This is a genomic window from Streptomyces sp. NPDC007907 (assembly GCF_042959365.1).
GTDB lineage: Bacteria > Actinomycetota > Actinomycetes > Streptomycetales > Streptomycetaceae > Streptomyces > Streptomyces indiaensis.
This window is the reverse complement of the sequence record NZ_JBIBKR010000002.1, coordinates 721600-739421: the sequence shown is the minus strand read 5'-3', so window position 1 is coordinate 739421 and position 17822 is coordinate 721600. Positions and strand designations below refer to the sequence as shown.

The 17822-nt window shown below is 73.5% G+C and carries 15 protein-coding genes and 1 pseudogene; 8 read left to right on the top strand and 8 right to left on the bottom strand.

The window, feature by feature from the left end; genetic code table 11:
• Positions 1-234: 234 nt before the first annotated feature.
• Both ACFZDI_RS09420 and ACFZDI_RS09415 read right to left on the bottom strand, forming a co-directional pair.
• On the bottom strand, positions 235-2256 hold the full coding sequence (locus ACFZDI_RS09420; RefSeq protein WP_391248953.1) for a DUF1996 domain-containing protein: 2022 nt from the start codon (positions 2254-2256) through the stop codon (positions 235-237).
• Positions 2257-2507: 251 nt separating this feature from the next.
• Positions 2508-3030 (bottom strand): annotated as a pseudogene (locus ACFZDI_RS09415) (lytic polysaccharide monooxygenase).
• A gap of 138 nt (positions 3031-3168) precedes the next feature.
• On the opposite strand from ACFZDI_RS09415, the gene ACFZDI_RS09410 reads away from it, so the two are divergent.
• On the top strand, positions 3169-4392 hold the full coding sequence (locus ACFZDI_RS09410) for a YhjD/YihY/BrkB family envelope integrity protein (RefSeq protein ID WP_391248950.1): 1224 nt from the start codon (positions 3169-3171) through the stop codon (positions 4390-4392).
• A gap of 13 nt (positions 4393-4405) precedes the next feature.
• On the opposite strand, the gene ACFZDI_RS09405 is transcribed toward ACFZDI_RS09410, so the two are convergent.
• From ACFZDI_RS09405 to ACFZDI_RS09395, 3 genes are all read right to left on the bottom strand, one after another.
• Positions 4406-4858 (bottom strand): NAD(P)H-dependent oxidoreductase, encoded by a 453-nt coding sequence (locus tag ACFZDI_RS09405; RefSeq protein ID WP_391248948.1) that lies wholly within the window; start codon positions 4856-4858, stop codon positions 4406-4408.
• 130 nt (positions 4859-4988) lie between these two features.
• A complete protein-coding gene (locus ACFZDI_RS09400; RefSeq protein WP_234847787.1) occupies positions 4989-5420 on the bottom strand; it encodes a DUF3618 domain-containing protein in 432 nt (143 codons plus the stop codon).
• A complete protein-coding gene (locus tag ACFZDI_RS09395; RefSeq protein WP_234847786.1) occupies positions 5417-5860 on the bottom strand; it encodes a phage holin family protein in 444 nt (147 codons plus the stop codon). Before ACFZDI_RS09395 ends, ACFZDI_RS09400 begins: the two co-directional genes overlap by 4 nt.
• Before the next feature lie 148 nt (positions 5861-6008).
• On the opposite strand from ACFZDI_RS09395, the gene ACFZDI_RS09390 reads away from it, so the two are divergent.
• Complete coding sequence (locus ACFZDI_RS09390) at positions 6009-6458, top strand: SRPBCC family protein (protein WP_234847785.1); 450 nt, start codon at positions 6009-6011, stop codon at positions 6456-6458.
• Between the two features lie 56 nt (positions 6459-6514).
• On the opposite strand, the gene ACFZDI_RS09385 is transcribed toward ACFZDI_RS09390, so the two are convergent.
• Together ACFZDI_RS09385 and ACFZDI_RS09380 are read right to left on the bottom strand one after the other, a co-directional pair.
• Positions 6515-10891, bottom strand: coding sequence for an HAD-IC family P-type ATPase (locus ACFZDI_RS09385; protein ID WP_391248945.1), 4377 nt, complete (start codon positions 10889-10891; stop codon positions 6515-6517).
• A complete protein-coding gene (locus ACFZDI_RS09380) occupies positions 10863-11417 on the bottom strand; it encodes a hypothetical protein (protein ID WP_391248943.1) in 555 nt (184 codons plus the stop codon). Before ACFZDI_RS09380 ends, ACFZDI_RS09385 begins: the two co-directional genes overlap by 29 nt.
• A gap of 290 nt (positions 11418-11707) precedes the next feature.
• Between ACFZDI_RS09380 and ACFZDI_RS09375 the strand changes: the two genes are divergently transcribed.
• Genes ACFZDI_RS09375 through ACFZDI_RS09365 form a run of 3 tightly spaced genes read left to right on the top strand, consistent with a single transcriptional unit; the run spans position 11708 to position 13444 of the window.
• Positions 11708-12385, top strand: a complete 678-nt coding sequence (locus ACFZDI_RS09375) for a nucleotidyltransferase family protein (protein ID WP_234850509.1) — start codon at positions 11708-11710, stop codon at positions 12383-12385.
• Between the two features lie 10 nt (positions 12386-12395).
• Entirely contained in the window at positions 12396-12683 is a 288-nt protein-coding gene (locus ACFZDI_RS09370; protein ID WP_234850508.1) for a BON domain-containing protein, read from the top strand.
• Entirely contained in the window at positions 12680-13444 is a 765-nt protein-coding gene (locus ACFZDI_RS09365) for a metallophosphoesterase (protein ID WP_391248940.1), read from the top strand. The genes ACFZDI_RS09370 and ACFZDI_RS09365 overlap by 4 nt, the downstream gene beginning before the upstream one ends.
• 122 nt (positions 13445-13566) lie before the next feature.
• Here the strand turns inward: ACFZDI_RS09365 and ACFZDI_RS09360 are convergent, their stop codons facing one another.
• Positions 13567-15045 (bottom strand): aminotransferase class I/II-fold pyridoxal phosphate-dependent enzyme, encoded by a 1479-nt coding sequence (locus tag ACFZDI_RS09360; RefSeq protein WP_391248938.1) that lies wholly within the window; start codon positions 15043-15045, stop codon positions 13567-13569.
• A gap of 229 nt (positions 15046-15274) precedes the next feature.
• On the opposite strand from ACFZDI_RS09360, the gene ACFZDI_RS09355 reads away from it, so the two are divergent.
• From ACFZDI_RS09355 to ACFZDI_RS09345, 3 genes are all read left to right on the top strand, one after another.
• Positions 15275-16456 carry an amidohydrolase gene (locus ACFZDI_RS09355; RefSeq protein WP_391248937.1) on the top strand — a complete coding sequence of 394 codons (1182 nt, stop codon included), beginning with the start codon at positions 15275-15277 and terminating at the stop codon, positions 16454-16456.
• 64 nt (positions 16457-16520) lie between these two features.
• On the top strand, positions 16521-17054 hold the full coding sequence (locus ACFZDI_RS09350) for a DoxX family membrane protein (protein ID WP_391248935.1): 534 nt from the start codon (positions 16521-16523) through the stop codon (positions 17052-17054).
• Positions 17055-17129: 75 nt separating this feature from the next.
• On the top strand, positions 17130-17693 hold the full coding sequence (locus tag ACFZDI_RS09345; protein WP_234850503.1) for a hemerythrin domain-containing protein: 564 nt from the start codon (positions 17130-17132) through the stop codon (positions 17691-17693).
• Positions 17694-17822: the final 129 nt, after the last annotated feature.

Here is a 17822-nt window from a genome sequence, read left to right as displayed (position 1 = left end):
GCGGTGAGGGTGGTTGGCAAGCGCCGTTGCCGCCTCCCACGGCGTCATACGCCGCTCCTCCGCGTGCCGTTACCGCTGAGGTGCATGAGGTCACGCCGGGGGTGGATCCTTCGGCGGCCGTCGACGGGTGCCGGAGCACGGGGACGGAGCAGGGCCCCGGTCCGAGACGCGCGACGGCGGCGGGATCCGGTCGGGATCCCGCCGCCGTCCACGGCTCACGTCCGGACGCGGCTCCTAGGCCCGCCGCACCCGGCGCAGGACCACGAAGCCCGCGATGACCAGGACGGCGCCCGCCGCGGCCGGCCAGAGCTGGGCTCCGGTGTCGGCCAGGCCGCCCTGGCCGACCGCCTGCGGTTCGGTCCGGGACGGGGCCGACGGGGTCGGTGCGGCGCTGGTCGCCGTGCCGACGGCCTGGGACTCGCCGATGCTGTCCGAGTCGTCGCCCTCGTCGTCCTTCGCACCGCCGCCCTGTCCGGCGGCGTTGCCGTCCGCCTGGTCGGTGGCCTTCACCTCGGGCCGGGGGGCGCCGGAAGCGGTGGACGCGTCCCCGGGCTCGGGCTTGTCCGCCGGGGGCTTCGTGGCTTCGCCCTTGCCGTCGCCGCCGTCGTCACCGCCGTCACCCTTGTCGCCGGGCTTACCGCCGCCGTCGCCGTTCTGCGGCGCGTCGGGCGTCTTCGTCGGCTGCTCCTGCGGGGCCTCCGGCGACTTGGTCGGCTCCTCCTGAGGGGCCTCCGGCGTCTTCGTCGGCTCCTCCTCGGGGGCCTCCGGCGACTTGGTGGGCTCCTCCTCGGGCTCCTCGCCCGGCGCCGGGTTCTGACCGCCGTCCGCTCCGGCGCCGCACTTACGGCCGTCGTTGATGCAGTCGACCATCTCCCCCATCAGATCCTCGTCGAAGATGTTGATGAAGTCGCCGTGGTCCGTGACCGGCTTGTGCAGCTGCTCCGGGAAGGAGTCGACCGCGAACAGCGGTGTCGTACGGCCGCCGTCCTGGAGGCTCGGCGCGTCGATGTCGTAGACGATGCGCTGTACGAGCTGCGGGATGGGGCGGAAGCCGGACGGGCAGTTCCCGGCGGCGTCCGCGAACGCCACGTGGGTGCGGTGGTTGGCGCTGTCGATGTTGCGGCCGTCCCAGCAGCTCTGGAACTTGAAGGTCCGTACGACGTCGCTGCCCTGCGGGCACAGCGGGTACTTGTCCTTCAACTGCCGGTCCTCGAAGCCGGTGCAGCTCCACGAGGCGTTGGCGTTGGCGGGGCCGTTGACGAACGACTTGGCATCACCGGTGATGATGCGCAGCAGCCGCGGCATGGCCGTGACCTTCTCGCGCGGGTTGCCGACGAACGTCAGCGTGACCTGCTTCGGCGTGACGATCTCGCCGGCGTTGCCCTCGATGCCGCCGCCCGGCTTCTGGGCGTCCTGCTCCTGGGCACCGTTCTGCAGGCGCACCACGGGCCAGTAGTAGGACGACTTGTCGCCCTGGTCGTCGCAGCTGGTCTCGGCCTTCGCGAGGTCCTGGTCGCTGGCGAAGGCGTTGTTGGACTGGTTGCCGACGTAGTCGTGGAAGTGGTGGGCGCCGTTGGTGACACCCGGGGCGGCGATGATGTTGTCGGAGTTGAACAGCCCGTTCTCGTTCACCCCGCAACTGGTGGCGAAGGAGCCGCGGGAGGCGTTGCCCTCCGGCCGGGGGGTGTTCACATTGGGCTGGACGCTCTTGATGTCGGCGAAGTCGGCGGCGACGGGGCCGTTGCCCGCCTGCCCGCCGTTGGCGCCCTGGCCGTTCTGCTGCCCCTGACCTGCCTCGCCCTGCTGCTGGCCGGGCTGCTGGGTGGCCCCGGCGTCCTGGCCTTCACCCTGCGCGGGGGCCTGGTTGCCGTCCTGGACGGTGCAGGCGGCGAGGGCCTCCAGGCCTTCGGGGCGGTCACCGACGCGGTCGATGGCGATCGCGATGCGCTCGAGGGTCGCGGCCCGCTTCTCCTTCAGCGGGTTGACGACCGCGCTGTCGGCGAAGCCGGGATCCTGCTGCATCTGCTGCGTCGATTCGCTCAGCCGCTGGTAGGCCTGGGCGATCTGCTCGTCCAGCAGGGCGAGTTCCTTGTCGACCTCCTCCCGGGCCTGCTCGGGGACGGAGGTCAGCTTGCTGCCGACGTCGGGGCAGTCGATCGTGGCGCCCGTGGTCCGGACCCCCGCGCCGGACCGTGTCTGGGCGGAGTCGGCGCCCGAACCGCCGCCCGTGGCCGAGGCGTAGACGTTCGCGGCCATCAGCCCGCCTCCGCCGAGGATCAGTGCGAATGCGGCGAAGGTCGCGCGTCGTGGGCCTGTAGGGCGTCTTCGCGTGTTGCGTCCCAAGGGTGCTCTCCTGCGCTTGTGGCGTGCGGGCATGAAAATCCCCTCGCCCCATACGTACGGGAGCATCAGCGTGTTCACTCCCTCCGAAAATTTTCGGAGAACTCTCATGAAGACACAGCCCGTCCGGGCCCCGCCGGACCCGCTGTCCGGCGGGGACACGCAGGTCAGCGGAAGTTCACGTCGCACAGGAAGTAGGTCTGGTCCATGTGCGAGGCCTCCCAGATCGTGTACACGACGTGCCGGCCGCTCATCCCCGAAGTGCTCACGGGGATCTCGTGGTTCTGGCTGGGCGCGTACCTGCCGGTGCGCTTGACGAGCTGGAGGTCGTTCCAGGTCAGCGGACGACCGGCGGGGTCGAAGCCCTGCCGCGTGACGTACACCAGCAAGTAGTCGGCGCCGTGGCCGGCCTGGTCGTACAGCTTCACCGTGAAGTTGCCGGTGACGTCCGTCGTCTTCCAGGCGCCGACCGCGTCGAGGGAGTCGTACCGGCCGCCCTCGGTCCGGCCGCCCCCGGCGGGGTTGAGGTGATCGTTGCCCCCAGCGCTGCCGGCAGCCGTAGTTGCGCCAGGCCGGGTCGACGACCGAGCCGTGTGCGACGGCAGTGCCGCTCCACGGGCCGAGGCTGGGCAGCGCGGCGACCAGGACGCTCAGGGTGAGAGCGAGAGTGGGAGCGCTCCCACTGTGCACTAGAGTGCGCCCGCCGGTCACGGCTCGCAAGGTGTGTCATGCGCCATCGTGCCCGTGGGAGCGCTTTCTCAACGCGTTGGGCGGGTCGGTCTTGCATGTGGGCGGCTTAAGGGTTCGGCCTGGGGTTACCCGTCTCACATGGTGAAGCTGCATATTCCGGGACGAAAAGAGCACGCCGAGTCGGAGACCCCGCCTCCGGAGAGCCCGCCCTCGGGGTCCGAGGCGGAACGCCGGGGGGCCGTGGAGGCGGACCGCCGGGAAACGGTGGAGGCGGAGCGTCGCCAGACCGTGGACACGGAACGCCGGGAGGCCGCCGATGCGGACACCCGGGACGGTTCCGTCGAGGAGCGCCGGGAAGACGCCGTCGCCGCTTTCGACGAGCCGGGGCCCGATCCCTCGGTGGAGCGCGCCGCGCCGGACTCGCCGACCGAGCTGCCCCGGAAGTCGTGGGGCGCGGTCCTCAAGGGCAGTGTGCGGGAGTTCAAGGACGACGAACTCACCGACCGCGCCGCCGCGCTGACGTACTACGGCGTGCTGGCGCTGTTCCCCGCGCTGCTGGTGCTGGTGTCGATGCTGGGGCTCACCGGCCGGTCGACCACCGACAAGGTGACCGAGAACGTCCGTGAGCTCGTGCCCGGCTCGGCGGGGGACATCATCACCCGGGCCGTGGACCAGTTGCAGGGCAACGCCGGTATCGGTTCGCTGATGGCGATCGTCGGTCTGGTGCTGGCGGTGTGGTCGGCGTCCGGCTACGTGGGGGCGTTCATCCGCTCCGCCAACGCCGTGTACGACATGCCCGAGGGCCGGCCGGTGTGGAAGCTGCTGCCGATGCGGGTGGGCGTGACGGTCGTCCTGCTGGTGATGGCCGTCATCAGCTCGCTGATCGTGGTGTTCTCGGGCGGGCTGGCGCAGCAGGCCGGGGACGCCCTGGGCATCGGCGACACCGCGCTGACGGTGTGGTCGATCGCCAAGTGGCCCGTCCTGGTCCTGCTGGTCGTGAGCATGATCGCGATCCTGTACTGGGCGGCGCCGAACGCCAAGGTGAAGGGGTTCCGCTGGATCACTCCGGGCAGTTTCCTGGCCCTGCTGATCTGGATGGTCGCCTCCGCCGGCTTCGCGGTCTACGTGGCCAACTTCGCCTCGTACAACAAGACCTACGGCACGATGGCCGGTGTCATCGTCTTCCTGGTGTGGCTGTGGATCACCAATCTGGCGATCCTGCTGGGCCTGGAGTTCGACGCGGAGACCGTGCGCCAGCGGGCCATCGCCGGCGGGCACCCGCCGGAGGCCGAGCCGTACACGCAGCCGCGGGACACCCGGGCGTGGGACGAGCAGGACCGGCGCCGGCTGGAGGAGACCTGAGCCGTACGGCGGTTCAGGCCGTCAGTCCGGCGGCGACCGTCGCGCCCAGTTCCCAGCACCGTTCGAGGTCGTCCTTGCCCGGCTCGCCGGTCACGGTGACGGCCTCGGCGGCGCGGCGCCAGCCGAGGCCGGTCGTGACCGACTCGATGCCGCGCACCGCTCCGGTGACGTCGTTGCCGCCGTGCACCCAGTAGCTGAAGGGGCGGCCGCGGGTCGCGTCCAGGCAGGGGTAGTAGACCTGGTCGAAGAAGTGCTTGAGGGCGCCGGACATGTAGCCGAGGTTCGCGGGGGTGCCGAGGAGGAAGCCGTCGGCCGCGAGGACGTCGGATGCGGTGGCGGAGAGCGCGGGCACGCGGACGACCCGGACGTTCTCGATCTCGGGGTCCGTCGCCCCGGAGACGACGGCTTCGAACAGCGCCTGGCAGTTCGGCGAGGGCGTGTGATGGACGATCAGCAAGGTGGCCACGGGACCCGACCTTGCCGTCCGGGCACCCGTCACGCAAGCCCGGGCCCCGTCACGCGTGTGTGCGGTGACGGGGCCCGGGTGCCGCTGTCGCTCAGTGGTTGCCGCGACGGCGGATCAGCGGACGGGCCGCTCAGCGGTTTCCGCGACGGCGCAGCAGCAGGACGGCCACCAGGACGGCGCCCGCGCCAGCGAGCAGAGCCGCGCGGTGGTCGCGCACCGACTGCGGGGCCTTGTCCTGCCAGACCTGCTCGGCCTGTGCGGCCTTCTCCTTGGCGCTCTGAGCGGCCGAAGCGCCCTTCTGCTTGACCGGCTCGGGCAGCTTCTCCTCCACGGTGTGGGCGACCTGAGCGGCCTTGGCCCTGGCCTGCCCGCTCCACTCCTGGGCCTTCGCCCCGGCCTGTTCCCTGACCGCGACGGCCTTCTCCCGGGCGCGGGTCTTGACGTCGGCCCGGTCCGCCAGGGCCTGGACGGTGTCGCCCAGTTCGTGGCGGGTGTGCTCGACCTGTTCGCGCAGCTCCTCCTGGCTGCGGGCGGTCGGCTCGTCGTGCGGGGGCTGGGTCATCGGTGTGCACTCTCCTTGATCTCGGCCACGTCGGCCTTCACGCTGTCGATGGTCTGCTGCGGGGCGGGCGGAGCGGCGCCGCGTACTTCCTTGCGGCCGGCCAGCGCCGTCAGGGCCGTGGCGACGGCCAGCACGGCCGTGACGATCAGCGCCGCCGCCCACACCGGCAGCGGGACGGCAAGGGCGGCGATCGCCGTGGCCACCAGGGCCTGCAGGGTGACGAAGCCGAGTACGCCGGCCCCGCCGAACAGGCCGCCGCCCTTGCCGAAGCGTTTGCCCTTCTCGGTCATCTCCGCTTGGGCGAGGCGCATTTCGCCGCGCACCAGGTCGGTCAGTTGCTCGGTGGCCCGTTGCACCAGCTCGCCCACCGGTTCGTCACCGGCCGCCGGCGCGCTTCCCGGGCGAGAAGCGGCGGGGGCCGTGCGGTGCGTGTCCTCCATGGCGTTCACCTCCCGGTCCGTAGTTCCGGGCCGAGTACCAGCGTGAGCGGAAAAGACACCTGGCCGGACGAGTTGGAATGCCGATGAGTGAGCGGCGCGAGATCCGGTACCCGTCCGTCGCTCACACACGAGAAAGGGAGGTTTCGTCTTGTCGCAGGTAGAGGAATCCATCGAGGTCCGGGTGCCGGTGCACACCGCGTACAACCAGTGGACGCAGTTCGAGTCCTTCCCCGAATTCATGGACGGCGTCGAGCGCATCGAGCAGCGCACCGACACCCTCACGCACTGGGTGACGAAGGTCGGCGGACAGGCGAGGGAGTTCGACGCGGAGATCACCGAGCAGGTCCCGGACGAGCGGGTCGCCTGGACCACCGTGGGCGGCGAGGCGCGGCAGGCCGGTGTGGTGACCTTCCACCGCATTCAGGACGACACGACCAAGGTCATGCTGCAGATGGACTTCGACCCCAGCGGCGTGGCCGAGACGGTCGGCGACAAGCTGGGCTTCGTGAAGCGGCAGGTCTCCGGTGACCTGAAGCGGTTCAAGCAGTTCATGGAAGCCCGCGGGACGGAGACCGGCGCCTGGCGCGGCGAGGTCTGACGGGGTGTGAGGAGGCCGCCACCACTGCTCGTGGTGGCGGCCTCTTCCGTGTTCCGCTACGACGCCACCGGCGCGGCGATACCGCTCTCGAAGAGGTGCCGGGCCTGGCGGCTCAGGTCGTTGAGGCGCAGGGCGAGTCGCGCGGCGGCGTCGTAGAGGGCGTGGACGGCCCGGAGCCGTTCGAGGCGGGGTGCCAGGGCGGACAGGGCGATGGCCAGGGCGACTCCGGCCCAGGCGACGGGCCCGAGCGGGGTGCAGCCGAAGAAGTGGCTGACGCCCGGGGTCTGGACGAGGGCCGCGAGGACGGCGGCCGAGCCGAGAGCCGTCACCCACACCAGTGTGCTGTGGCGCCGCCCCGAGAGGGTCTGCACGAGCTGGGCCCCGACCACACCGCACAGGGCCATGGTGGTGGACCGGCGTTCGGTGCCGGGGGTGAGGCGGCCGATGAGGTACGCCGCGACCGCGCCGAAGCAGGTGGTGATGCCGCGGCGGCGGATGGAGCGCAGCAGGGGCGCGCCCAGGACGTCGAGACCCATCGGGCCTGCCGCGGCGTGCTCCGCGGTGGAGGGATCGCTGCTCGGCGTGACCGCCACGGCCATCGCCGGGAACATGTCGGTGAGCAGGTTGACCAGCAGCAGTTGACGGGTCGACAGGGGTGAGGATCCGGCGAGCAGGGTGCCGAGGACGCTGAAACCCACTTCACCGGCGTTGCCGCCGATGAGGATGCTGACCGCGTCGGCGACGCTGCGCCACAGGGCGCGGCCCTCGGCGACGGCGTCCACGAGGACGGACAGGTCGCCGGTGGTGAGCACGAGGTCGGCGGCGTTGCGGGCGGCCGCGGAGCCGCGTGACTCGACGCCGACCCCGACGTCGGCCGCCCGGATGGCGGCGGCGTCGTTGGCGCCGTCACCGGCCATCGCCACGACCCGTCCGGCCTGTTGCAGGGCCTCCACGACGTGCAGCTTCTGCTCGGGCGCGACCCGTGCGACGACGCCCGCGCCGTGCAGGACGCGGACACGTTCGCGGCGGCCCATGGCGACGAGTTCGTCGCCGGTCACCGCCTCGGTCTCCTCCGGCCAGCCCAGCTGCAGGGCGATGGCGCGGGCGGTCTCCGGGTGGTCGCCGGTGAGCATGACGGGCAGGATGCCGGAGCGGCGCAGTTCCTCGAGCAGGGCGTGCGAGGTGTCGCGCGGGACGTCGGCGAGGGCGACGAAACCGCTGAACTCCAGGTCCGCGAGCGGCGCGTCGAGTTCGGCCTCGGCGTCGTCGGCCCGGCAGACGCGGCGGGCGACGGCCAGGACGCGCAGACCTTGCCCGGCCAATGCGTGGGCGGTGTCCCAAGCGTGGCCGGGCAGGTCCCGGCAGGCGGGCAGGATCGTCTCCGGGGCGCCCTTGACGACGAGGAGTTCGCCCATCTCCGGGTCGCCGTCGCGGCCGGCCGCTGCGGCATAGCCCCGGCGGGTCTCGAAGGGCAGCTCGCCGGTGGGCTCCCAGCCCGGGTCGGGCGGGGCGACGTCGAGGACGGCCTCGTCGGTGGCGTGCGCGACGCGGCGGCCCTGGCCCGTCTCCTCCTGGGGGCAGGCGCGCGCGGCCAGCCGCACGATCGGTGTGGCCCGTTCGTCGTCCGTGGCGAGGACGGTGCCGTCGGCGATGGCGACGCGGACCAGGCGCAGCTTGTTCTCGGTGAGGGTGCCGGTCTTGTCGAAGCAGACGGTGTCGACCCGGCCGAGCGCCTCCAGGGTGCGCGGGGTGCGGACCAGGACGCCGCGGCGGGACAGCCGGCGGGCCGCCGCCATCTGCGCGACGGTGGCGACGAGCGGCAGGCCCTCGGGGACCGCGGCGACCGCGACCGCGACACCGCCGCTGACGGCGCGCCGGACGGGGCTCCCGCGCAGCAGGGACAGGCCGGTCACGGCGGCGCCGCCGGCGAAGGTCACCGGCAGGGCCTTGCGGGTCAGCTCCTGGAGCCGGGCCTGGACGCCGGCGGGGGGCGGGGTGCGGGCGGCGAGGGTGACGGCCCGGCCGGCCTCGGTCTGGTCGCCGGTGTCGACGACGAGGGCGGTGGCCCGTCCGGCCACGACGGTGGTGCCCTCGAAGACCATGCAGGTGCGCTGGGCGACGGGGAGGCCAGGGGTGGCGTCGACGGACTTGGTCACCGGCAGGGACTCGCCGGTGAGCGCCGACTCGTCGACCTCCAGGCCGTCGACCTCCAGCAGCCGGGCGTCGGCGGGTACGACGTCGCCGGCGCCGAGGCTGATCTCGTCGCCGGTCCGCAGCCGGGCGGCGTCGACGGTGACCGTGTGGCTGCGGCTGTCCTGCATGCGGGCCTTGGGCTGCTGCCGGGCGGCGAGGCGGGCGAGGGCCTGTTCGGCGCGCAGCCGCTGGAGTCCGCCGGTCACGGCGTTGAGGTCCATGGCGCCGACGACGAGCAGCGCGTCGACCACCGAGCCGAGCAGCGCCGAGGCGACGGCGCCGGTGGCGAGGACGGGGGTCAGCGGGTCGTCGAGTTCGCGGCGTACGGCACCGGCCGCCTGCCACGTCCAGCGGGCAGGGGCGACGGCCGGGTGCCCGGTCAGGCGCCGGGCCTGCTGCCAGGAACGGTCGGCGAGGAGGGACAGGCCCCGGGGCTCGCCGTCCCGGTCGGCGCGCGTCAGCCGGTCGCGGACCTCGTGGGGTTCCAGGGCGTGCCAGGGGATGTGCAGCCGGGGCGGGGGCGGGGTGGCCCGGGCGACGCGGACGGCTTCGTACCAGCCGGTGAGCAGGGCGTTGGCGGCGGCGATGTTGACGGGCGCGTGCCGGGTGAGCGGCCACAGCAGGTGACGGCCCGGGGGCTGCCCGCCGCGGGCGACGAGGAGCCCGGAGAGGGCGGCGCCGGCCCGGGCCAGGGTCTGCGACCGGCGTCCGACGCGCCGGGCCGCGGGGATCGCCGTGAGCAGCCGCCACACGTCGGCGAGGCCGCGCGGGGCCAGGACGTCGACGCCCCAGGAGACGGCCGCCCGTCCGTCGGTGAGGGCGATGGCCACGTCACCGGCGGGCAGCCCGGCCGCGAGGTGCCCCGCGCCGGACTCGTCCAGGCGGGCGACGGTCACGACGACGCGCCCCTCGTCCTGGAGGGCCCGTACGACGTCTCCGAACGGCGTGGCACTCGGGGCGACCTCGTCGGCGAGGCGGGTGATGTCCTTCAGGTCGGAGCCGCCGGCGATGACGACGTGCAGACCGGCGCGGCGGGCGGCGTCCAGGACGGCCTCGGCGTAGGGGTGGACCGGGTCGTCGGGCGGGCCGTCGTCGGTGTCGTCCTGCGGCAGGCTGCGCAGGGCGTCGGCGTGCAGGACGAGGGCGTCGGCGATCTCCAGCTGCCGCAGGCGCTCTCCGTTGCGCAGCAGGATCCCCGCGTGGGCGAGGAAGGTGCCGAGTGTCGCGCCGAAGGCGGCCGGTCCGTAGCGGGCCGCCTTGGGGGAGCCCGCGAGGATGGCCTCGGCGGCGTCCTGGGCGCTGTGGGTGACGAGGAGGGTGGCGGCGGCGCCGGCGAGGCTGCCCGTGCTGGCGTGGGAGGCGTACGCGGCGGCGGGGGTCACCTTGAGGGGAGGCCGGGCGTCCGCGGGGCATGACACGCTGGTGCGCCGGTGGTGGCAGACGTCGTCGTGCAGCGCCTCGAAGGCCGCGGCCCTGGCCATCGCCTCCGTGAGCTGGTTGCCGCGCAGGATGCCGTCGAGCACGAGGGCCAGCGGGGTCTGGCCGATGCCGTGGGCGGCGGCGTTGGCGGCGGCGAGGACGAGTTCCATCCCGGACGTGCCGAACCGCTGCCGGAGCAGCGCCCGGAAGCGGGGGTTCTCCCGCAGCAGCGTGACGGAGGCGGTGACGACGCGCGAGGTGGGGGGCAGCCGCAGGGACCGGCCGGCCAGGGCGCCGGCCGCGCCGGCGGCGTCCAGCAGGATCGCGGCCGCGGTGACGCGCACCTCGGCGGGGTCGCCGGGGTGGCTGGTGTCCCGCAGGTTCGGGTCGACACCCTCGGCGAGGCCCAGACGGGTGGCGAGGGCGGTGGCCCGCTCGGTGACGAGGTCGGTGGCGGCGTCCTCGGCCACGGTGACCACCAGGCGGCCGAGGCCTCCGTCCCAGTACGCCGTGAGGACGTCCGGGTGCTCCACCAGTTCCTCCGCGACCCGGTGGGCGAGCGTCTCGGTGTCGCCGTCGGGATGCCGCAGTGCGAGGTGGAGGCGCTGCCCGGCCTTCCAGTGCTGTCCGCCGGTCAGGGCGTTGCGCGCGACGTTGCGAACGCGGCGGGTGGTGTCGTAGGCGGACGTCACCGACCGGGCGGTGCTGCGGGCGGCGCCTGCGGCGGCCCCGGCCACGGCCCCGACCAGCGGCGTGACGTCGAAGGCGATGAACATCTGCGGCCGCCCCGATTCAGCCGGTGGAGCGGCTGTCGTGCCCATGCGGCTGCTCCTCGCCGTGGTGGGCGGTGGCCTCGGCGACCTGCTTCAGGGCGGAGGCGGTGGCGGTGTCACCGACCTTGGCGGGCTGCTCGTGCACGTGCTGTTCAGGCTGCTGCTGACGGTAGTGGGAGGCCGCCAGTCTGCCGCCGGGGCCGTACGCGGAGGTGTCCTCCTCCTGCGGGGCGGCGGCGTCGGAGCGGCGGTCGTCCGAGGTGCCGGCGCGTGTTCCGCCGTTCGGTGCCGCGCCGTCGGACTGCTGTCCGGGCCGCGGCCGGGTCAGCCAGGCGACGGCCGCCCCGGTCACCGCCACCGGCCACTCCACCACTCCGGCCACGCCGAGCACCCCGGCGCCGGCGTACACGGCCATCCGGCGGCCGCGCGGCGAGACCGCGCCGATCCTGTCGAGCGCGCCCGTGGCCACCCGGCCGACCCGATCCGCGCCCGGCACGTGCCGCAGGCCCGAGGCCACGGCCCGCAAGGGCTGCGGAAGATCGGACGAAGACGAACGTGATGTCTCCTGGTTCATGGCGACCTCCACAAGCGCGATACCCAGCGGTGCGATCCGATTTTCCCGTCCTTCGCCCTATATTCCGACTTTGTCAAGGTATGCGCTTGTCTTGTTCGGCCGCGCTGCCGCCCGTGGGACACACAGGCGGCCTGCCCCCCCTCAACGGGAACGCGGCCGGCGTCCGGCGGGGGCGCGGAAGCCGTCCGTGTCGGGGCGGGAGCGCCGGGTACTCAGTGCAGGCACACGAGGCCGTCTCGGGTCCGGACGCCGCACGGGAGCGGAGGGTCCGGCGCGGCGAAGGAGTGGTCATGACGCAGAACGGTGATGACGCGACGCTCGTCCGGCGACCGGGGATCCCCGACCTCCGGACCGCACCGGACGGTGCCGAGCCCGCGCCACCACAGGATCCGCAGGCGGACCAGCCCCTGCAGGAACTCCCCCAGGACCGCAACCAGGCGCTGCTGGAGGCGGCCAAGCAGGTCGGCGCCCTGCTGAAGCGCAAGGGGCACCTGTTCGCGCTGGCCGGCAGCGTGGCGGCGTACGCCCACGGCGGCGAGAAGAACCTGCAGCACGACGTCGACTTCGCGATCCGCCCCGAGGACGCAGAAGCGGTGGCGGCCACGCTCCACGAGGCCGGGCTGACGGTGTACACCCCGCCGGAGGACTGGCTCATCAAAGCCACGTGCTTCGGCCAGCCGGTCGACATCATCTTCGAACTGGCGCACCGGCCCGTCGGTGCGGACATGCTGGAGCGGGCGGAGGAACTGTCGGTCGACTCGGTGCGCATGCCCGTGCTGGCCCCGACCGACCTGCTGTGGAGCCTGACCGCCGCGTTCTCGGAGCACCACTGCGACTTCGGCGCGGCCCTGCCCATCGCCCGCGCCCTGCGGGAGAAGGTCGACTGGGAGAGGGTCCGTCGCGAGTGCGGGGACGAGCCCATGCCCGCGGCCTTCTTCTTCCTCCTGGAGCGCCTGAACGTCATCTGAAGGAGCACCCATGAGCACCCACGGTCCCCAGGACGCGGGCGGCGGGCCGCCGGCCGAGAACCTGGACTACCGCATCGCCCACCTCCAGGACCGCCTCGCCTCCGGCGAGCTCGGCGAACTGGGCGTACGGGTCGATGCCCGCGGCGGGTCGGTCCTGCTCACCGGCACCGTGCCCTCGACGCCCTGCCGCGACGAGATCCTGCGCACCGTCCACGAGGAGCTGGCCGGATTCCCCGTGCACAGCGACCTCGTGGTCACCGAGGCGTCCTCCCCCGACCACGCGGAGGACCTCTCATGATCCGCATCGCAGCCGTCGGAGACATCCACATGGGGCCCGACAGCCAGGGCGTGCTGCGCCCCGCCTTCGAGACCCTGCCCGAGTGCGCCGACCTCCTGCTGCTGGCCGGGGACCTCACCCGGCACGGCACGCCCGAGGAGATGCGGGTGGTGGCCCGGGAAGTTCAGGACCTGGCCGTTCCGGTGGTCGCCGTCCTCGGCAACCACGACCACCACGACGACCGGCCGGACGAGGTCACGGCCATCCTCCGGGACGCCGGCGTCCATGTCCTGGAGGGACAGGCGACGGTCGTGGAGAGCGGCGGGGCGCGGATCGGAGTCGCCGGGACCAAGGGGTTCGGCGGCGGCTTCGTCGGCCGCTGCGCCGGGGAGTTCGGCGAGCCGGTCATGAAGGAGTTCGTCCGGTACTCCCGGCGGAGCGCCGACGGGCTGCGCAGCGCGCTGGAGCGGCTGGCCGAGGAGGGCTGTGACGCGCGGATCGCCCTGACCCACTACTCCCCCGTCGCGGACACCCTCGCGGGCGAGCCGCTGGAGATCTACCCGTTCCTGGGGAGCTATCTCCTGGCCGAGGCGATCGACACCGCGGGCGCCGACCTCGCGGTGCACGGGCACGCGCACGCCGGCACCGAACACGGCATGACGAGCGGCGGTGTGCGGGTGCGCAACGTCGCCCAGCCGGTCATCGGGCGGGCCTTCCACGTCTATCACCTGCCGGTCAGGGAGCCCGCCGCGAGCGGCACCGCCGCCCGGCAGGCCCGCTGAGCGGGTCCCTCCCCCGGTCTTCCCCTTCCCCCCTTCCGCCGTCGGCGCTCGCCGGAGGTGTTCCATCGCGAGGCGACCACGCTCGCGGGCTACTGCCTGCGCTACGCGCTGGTGTGCTTGTCTCACCCGTGAGGGGTCGCCTCGCGTGCCACGACCCGCAGCGTGCGCACCGATCCGTCGGCCGCGTCCGGGATCAGCACGCCGTGCTCGGCGCCGCTGCGCAGATAGTCCAGCACCGCGTCGGTGACGATCTCGCCCGGGGCCACCACGGGGACGCCCGGCGGGTACGGACTGATCGTCTCCGCGGCGATGCGGCCCGCGGCCCGCTCGGCGGGCACGTGCTCGACCGGTGCGAAGAACGCCTCGCGCGGCAGCATGGCCTGCTCCAGCTCCAGGGCGGAGGGCTCGGGCAGCCGGACCGGCGGGCGCCGTTCGACGGAGTCCGCGTGCTCCACGAGGGCGCGCAGCGCGTCCAGCAGGACCTCCTCGGTCTCGTCGTCGTCCGCGTGGGTGATCGAGGCGCTGACGCGGCAGCTGTCCGAGCCGCCGAGGTCCACGTGGCGGTGCTCGCGCAGCCACTCCACGGCCTGCATGCCGCTCAGGCCGAGCTTGCGGACGTCGATCACGATCTTGAGCGGGTTGAGGTCGGCGGCGAGCCCCTCCTCCACGATCTCCCGGCCCATCGGCCGCAGGCCGGGCAGCTCGGCGACCGCCGCCCGGATGCGTTCCGCGCGGCGCAGGGCCCCGTCCAGGAGCTCGTGGCCCTGTTCGACCATCTGCCGGCGCCAGCCGTCGAGCGTGGCGTAGACGAGGGTCGAGGCGCTGGTGGTGCCGAGCAGGTCCTCACGCTGTGCCAGGACCTCGGGCGACACCCGGTCGTACTGGAGGTGGAACACGGAGCTCTGCTCCACCGCCCCGCCCATCTTGTGCACGCTGGTCACCGTCAGGTCGGCCTCGGCGTCCATGCCCCAGGCGGGCAGGTCCGGGTGGAACGGCAGGTGGGCGCCCCAGGCCTCGTCGACGATGAGGGGCACGCCGAACTCGTGGCACACCCGCGCCACTCCCCGGATGTCCGCGCAGGAACCCCAGTCGGTGGGCGTGATCAGCAGCATGCCCTCGGCGTCCGGGTGCTCCCGCAGACGGCGGCGGACGTCGTCCGGCTCGGGCGGGTGGGCCAGGTGGCGTTCGCCGTCGAACTTCGGGTGCACCCAGATCGGCTCGACGCCGTTGACGATGACGGCCGCGATGACGGACTTGTGGGCGTTGCGCGACAGCAACAGCTTCTCGCCGGGTCCGGCGGCGGCGAGCATGGCGGTCTTCACGGACAGGGAGCTGCCGCAGGTGGAGAAGAACGCGTGCTCGGCGCGGACCGCGTCGGCCATGAGCTCCTGGGCCCGGCTCAGCACGCCCTGGGACTGGCGGCGGTCGTCGAGCCCGTTGAGTGAGAGCACGTCGGAGCGGAACACGTCGAGGCCGACGACGTCCGCGACCCTCGGGTCCACTCCCCTGCCCTGCTTGTGGCCGGGCGGGCCGTAGGCGATGTCGCCACGGCGCCGGAAGTCCTCCAGCGCCTCCAGGACGGGCACACGCGAGTGGTCCATGGTTCCTCCCTGGTCCGTCCCGCCCGAGCCGCCGCCACGGCGTCCACGCTGTCGTGGCCCGGCGGGTACACCGACCGTGTTCACCCCGGACACCGGTCGAAACGCCGCGGGCGTCACGGTGCGCTGCCGTCGCGTCGCCAGGGGGTGCCCGGCGTGGAGGTGTCGCGGCGGTCGGCGGTGAAACCCGGCCCGGGACGGCGCACACCGCGCGTGACGACGAGGAGCCCCCGTGACCGCAACGCCCGACACCGTGCACCAGGCCGTACGTCAGGAGGTGACGGCCCGGGGCGACGCGCTGTGGGACGTGGCCCGGCGCCTGCACGCCGACCCCGAGTACGCGTTCGCCGAACACCGGGCGGCCGCGCTGCTCTCCGGTGAGCTCGAACGCGCCGGTTTCGCCGTGGAGCGCGGCGTGGCGGGGATGCCGACGGCGTTCACCGCGCGCTCGGGGCGGGGCCGGCCCGCCGTCGCGCTGCTGATGGAGTACGACGCCCTGCCCGGCCTCGGCCACGCGTGCGGCCACAACCTGATCGCGGCGGCCGGGCTGGGCGCCGCCCTGGCCGTGGCGGCCGCCCTGCCGGCGGATGAGACCACGGGGTCGGTGCTGGCGGTCGGCACACCCGCCGAGGAGGGCGGCGGAGGCAAGGCGGTCGAGGTGGAGGCCGGGGTGTTCGACGACGTCGACGCGGCTCTGATGTTCCACCCCGGGGTGTACAGCTGGGCCCGGGCGCCGTTGACCGCGCAGGTGCAGTACCGGGTGGCCTTCCACGGCAGGGCCGCACACCCCACGGGCAACCCGACCGAGGGCATCGACGCTCTGGCGGGGCTCGTAGAGCTGTTCAACGTGCTGGCGGTGCTGGGCCGCCGGCTGCCGGAGGGCTCGCACGTGCAGGGCATCGTCACGCACGGCGGCACGGCCACGAACATCGTCCCGGAGTACGCCGAGGGCCTGTTCGGTCTGCGCGCGGCCACCACGGCCGCGCTGGAGGACCTGACGGAGCGGCTGCGGGTGTGCGCCGACGGGGTGGCCGCGGCCACCGGCACCACCGCCGAGGTGGAGCGGGCCACCGTGCGCTACGAGCACTTCCGGGACAGCGAGGTGCTGTCCGAGCGGTTCGCCGCGCATCTGGCCCGGGCCGGTGTCCCGCTCGCCCCGCCCACGCCCGGCGTGTACCTGGGGTCGTCCGACATAGGCAACGTCAGCACACGGGTCCCCGCCATACACCCCTTCGTCGCGATCATGGGCGAGGACGGCTCCGACCACACCCCGGAGTTCGCCGAGGCGGCCGCCTCGCCCCGGGCCCGCGAGGTGCTGATCGCCGCGACCGAGGCCCTCGCGTGCACCGCCGCCGACGTCCTGCTGTCCGGGGCGCTGCGCGAGGAGGCGTGGGCGCGGCACCGGGCGATGTGAGTGGTTCGGCTCCGGCTGGGGAACCCGGCGAGCGCTGTACCCATCCGACCCCCTGGAGAGGGCCATGAGTCTGTTGCGTGTGCTCGGTCGCCCCTTGCTGGCCTCGATGTTCCTCACGGGCGGTGTGAACTCCGTCCGCAACCCGGAACAGGTCGCCGACGCCGCCGAGCCTGTCGTCCAACCGCTCACCGAGCGCGTCCCGGCCCTGCCGGACCGCACCGAGCAGGTCGTACGGCTCAGCGGTGCCGTACAGGTCGCGGCGGGGCTGATGCTGGCCACCGGGCGGGTTCCGCGTCCGGCCGCGCTGGCCATCGCCGCCACGCTGGTGCCGACCACACTCGCGGGACACCGCTTCTGGGAGGAGCAGGACCCCGAGGAGCGGGCGCAGCAGCGCATCCACTTCTTCAAGAACATGTCCATGCTCGGCGGGCTGCTGATCGCCGCCGACGACACCGGTTCGCGCCCCTCCGTGGTGTGGCGCGGCACCCACGCCGCCCGGGGGCTGCGGCGCGAGGCGGGTCTGGTGCGCCGCTCCATGCGCGCCACCGCGCGGCCGGCCGCCGCGGCCGGGCGCGTCCGGGCCAAGCTCCCCGCCTGAGCCGGCGGCGCTCGCCGCGGCACGGCACGTTAACCCCCCGGGGCCGGGGGGACCCGAGCGCTGGAGGTGAAGGAGATGGGACACGGAGGAAACGTCATCGACGAGCTGGTGACCGATCACCGCGAGGTCGAGGAGCTGTTCGGCAAGATCGAGGCACTGCCGTCCGGCCACCGGGACCGCAAGCTGTACGCCGACCAGGTCACGATGGAACTCGTACGGCATTCGGTGGCCGAGGAGGCCTACCTCTACCCGGCCGTACGCGAGCACGTGGCGGGTGGGGACGCCCTCGCCGACCAGGAACTGAAGGACCACGCCACGGCCGAGCAGATCATGAAGGATCTGGAAGGTTGTGACCCCGGGGACGCCGACTTCGACCGGCTGGCGGGCATGCTGATGAGCGAGATCCGCGCGCACATCGCCGACGAGGAGGGCAACCTCTTCCCGCGGCTGCGGCAGGCCTGTCCGATGGACGCGCTCAACGAGCTGGGCGACAAGGTGCGCAAGGCCAAGAAGACCGCCCCGACCCGGCCCCATCCGGCGGCCCCCGACAAACCCCCGGCCAACAAGCTGCTGGCACCGGGCACCGGCATGGTGGACCGGCTGCGTGACGCGCTGAGCGGACGGGGCAAGTCCGAGTAACGCAGGTCACCCTCGTGGGAGCGGGGGGGGGGGGGGGGGGGGGGCCGGCCCCCCCCCCCCCCGGGGGGGGTGTAAAACACACATGTGGGCAACCCCCCCCGAACAAGGGGGGGTGTGGGGGGCCGGGCG

What these genes read in the sequence shown, in the direction of transcription:
- ACFZDI_RS09420 (WP_391248953.1), bottom strand. Translation starts at nt 2,256, where the DNA reads ATGGCCGCGAACGTCTACGCCTCGGCCACGGGCGGCGGTTCGGGCGCC.
- ACFZDI_RS09410 (WP_391248950.1), top strand. Translation starts at nt 3,169, where the DNA reads ATGGTGAAGCTGCATATTCCGGGACGAAAAGAGCACGCCGAGTCGGAG.
- ACFZDI_RS09400 (WP_234847787.1), bottom strand. Translation starts at nt 5,420, where the DNA reads ATGACCCAGCCCCCGCACGACGAGCCGACCGCCCGCAGCCAGGAGGAG.
- ACFZDI_RS09395 (WP_234847786.1), bottom strand. Translation starts at nt 5,860, where the DNA reads ATGGAGGACACGCACCGCACGGCCCCCGCCGCTTCTCGCCCGGGAAGC.
- ACFZDI_RS09385 (WP_391248945.1), bottom strand. Translation starts at nt 10,891, where the DNA reads ATGGGCACGACAGCCGCTCCACCGGCTGAATCGGGGCGGCCGCAGATG.
- ACFZDI_RS09380 (WP_391248943.1), bottom strand. Translation starts at nt 11,417, where the DNA reads ATGAACCAGGAGACATCACGTTCGTCTTCGTCCGATCTTCCGCAGCCC.
- ACFZDI_RS09375 (WP_234850509.1), top strand. Translation starts at nt 11,708, where the DNA reads ATGACGCAGAACGGTGATGACGCGACGCTCGTCCGGCGACCGGGGATC.
- ACFZDI_RS09370 (WP_234850508.1), top strand. Translation starts at nt 12,396, where the DNA reads ATGAGCACCCACGGTCCCCAGGACGCGGGCGGCGGGCCGCCGGCCGAG.
- ACFZDI_RS09365 (WP_391248940.1), top strand. Translation starts at nt 12,680, where the DNA reads ATGATCCGCATCGCAGCCGTCGGAGACATCCACATGGGGCCCGACAGC.
- ACFZDI_RS09360 (WP_391248938.1), bottom strand. Translation starts at nt 15,045, where the DNA reads ATGGACCACTCGCGTGTGCCCGTCCTGGAGGCGCTGGAGGACTTCCGG.
- ACFZDI_RS09350 (WP_391248935.1), top strand. Translation starts at nt 16,521, where the DNA reads ATGAGTCTGTTGCGTGTGCTCGGTCGCCCCTTGCTGGCCTCGATGTTC.
- ACFZDI_RS09345 (WP_234850503.1), top strand. Translation starts at nt 17,130, where the DNA reads ATGGGACACGGAGGAAACGTCATCGACGAGCTGGTGACCGATCACCGC.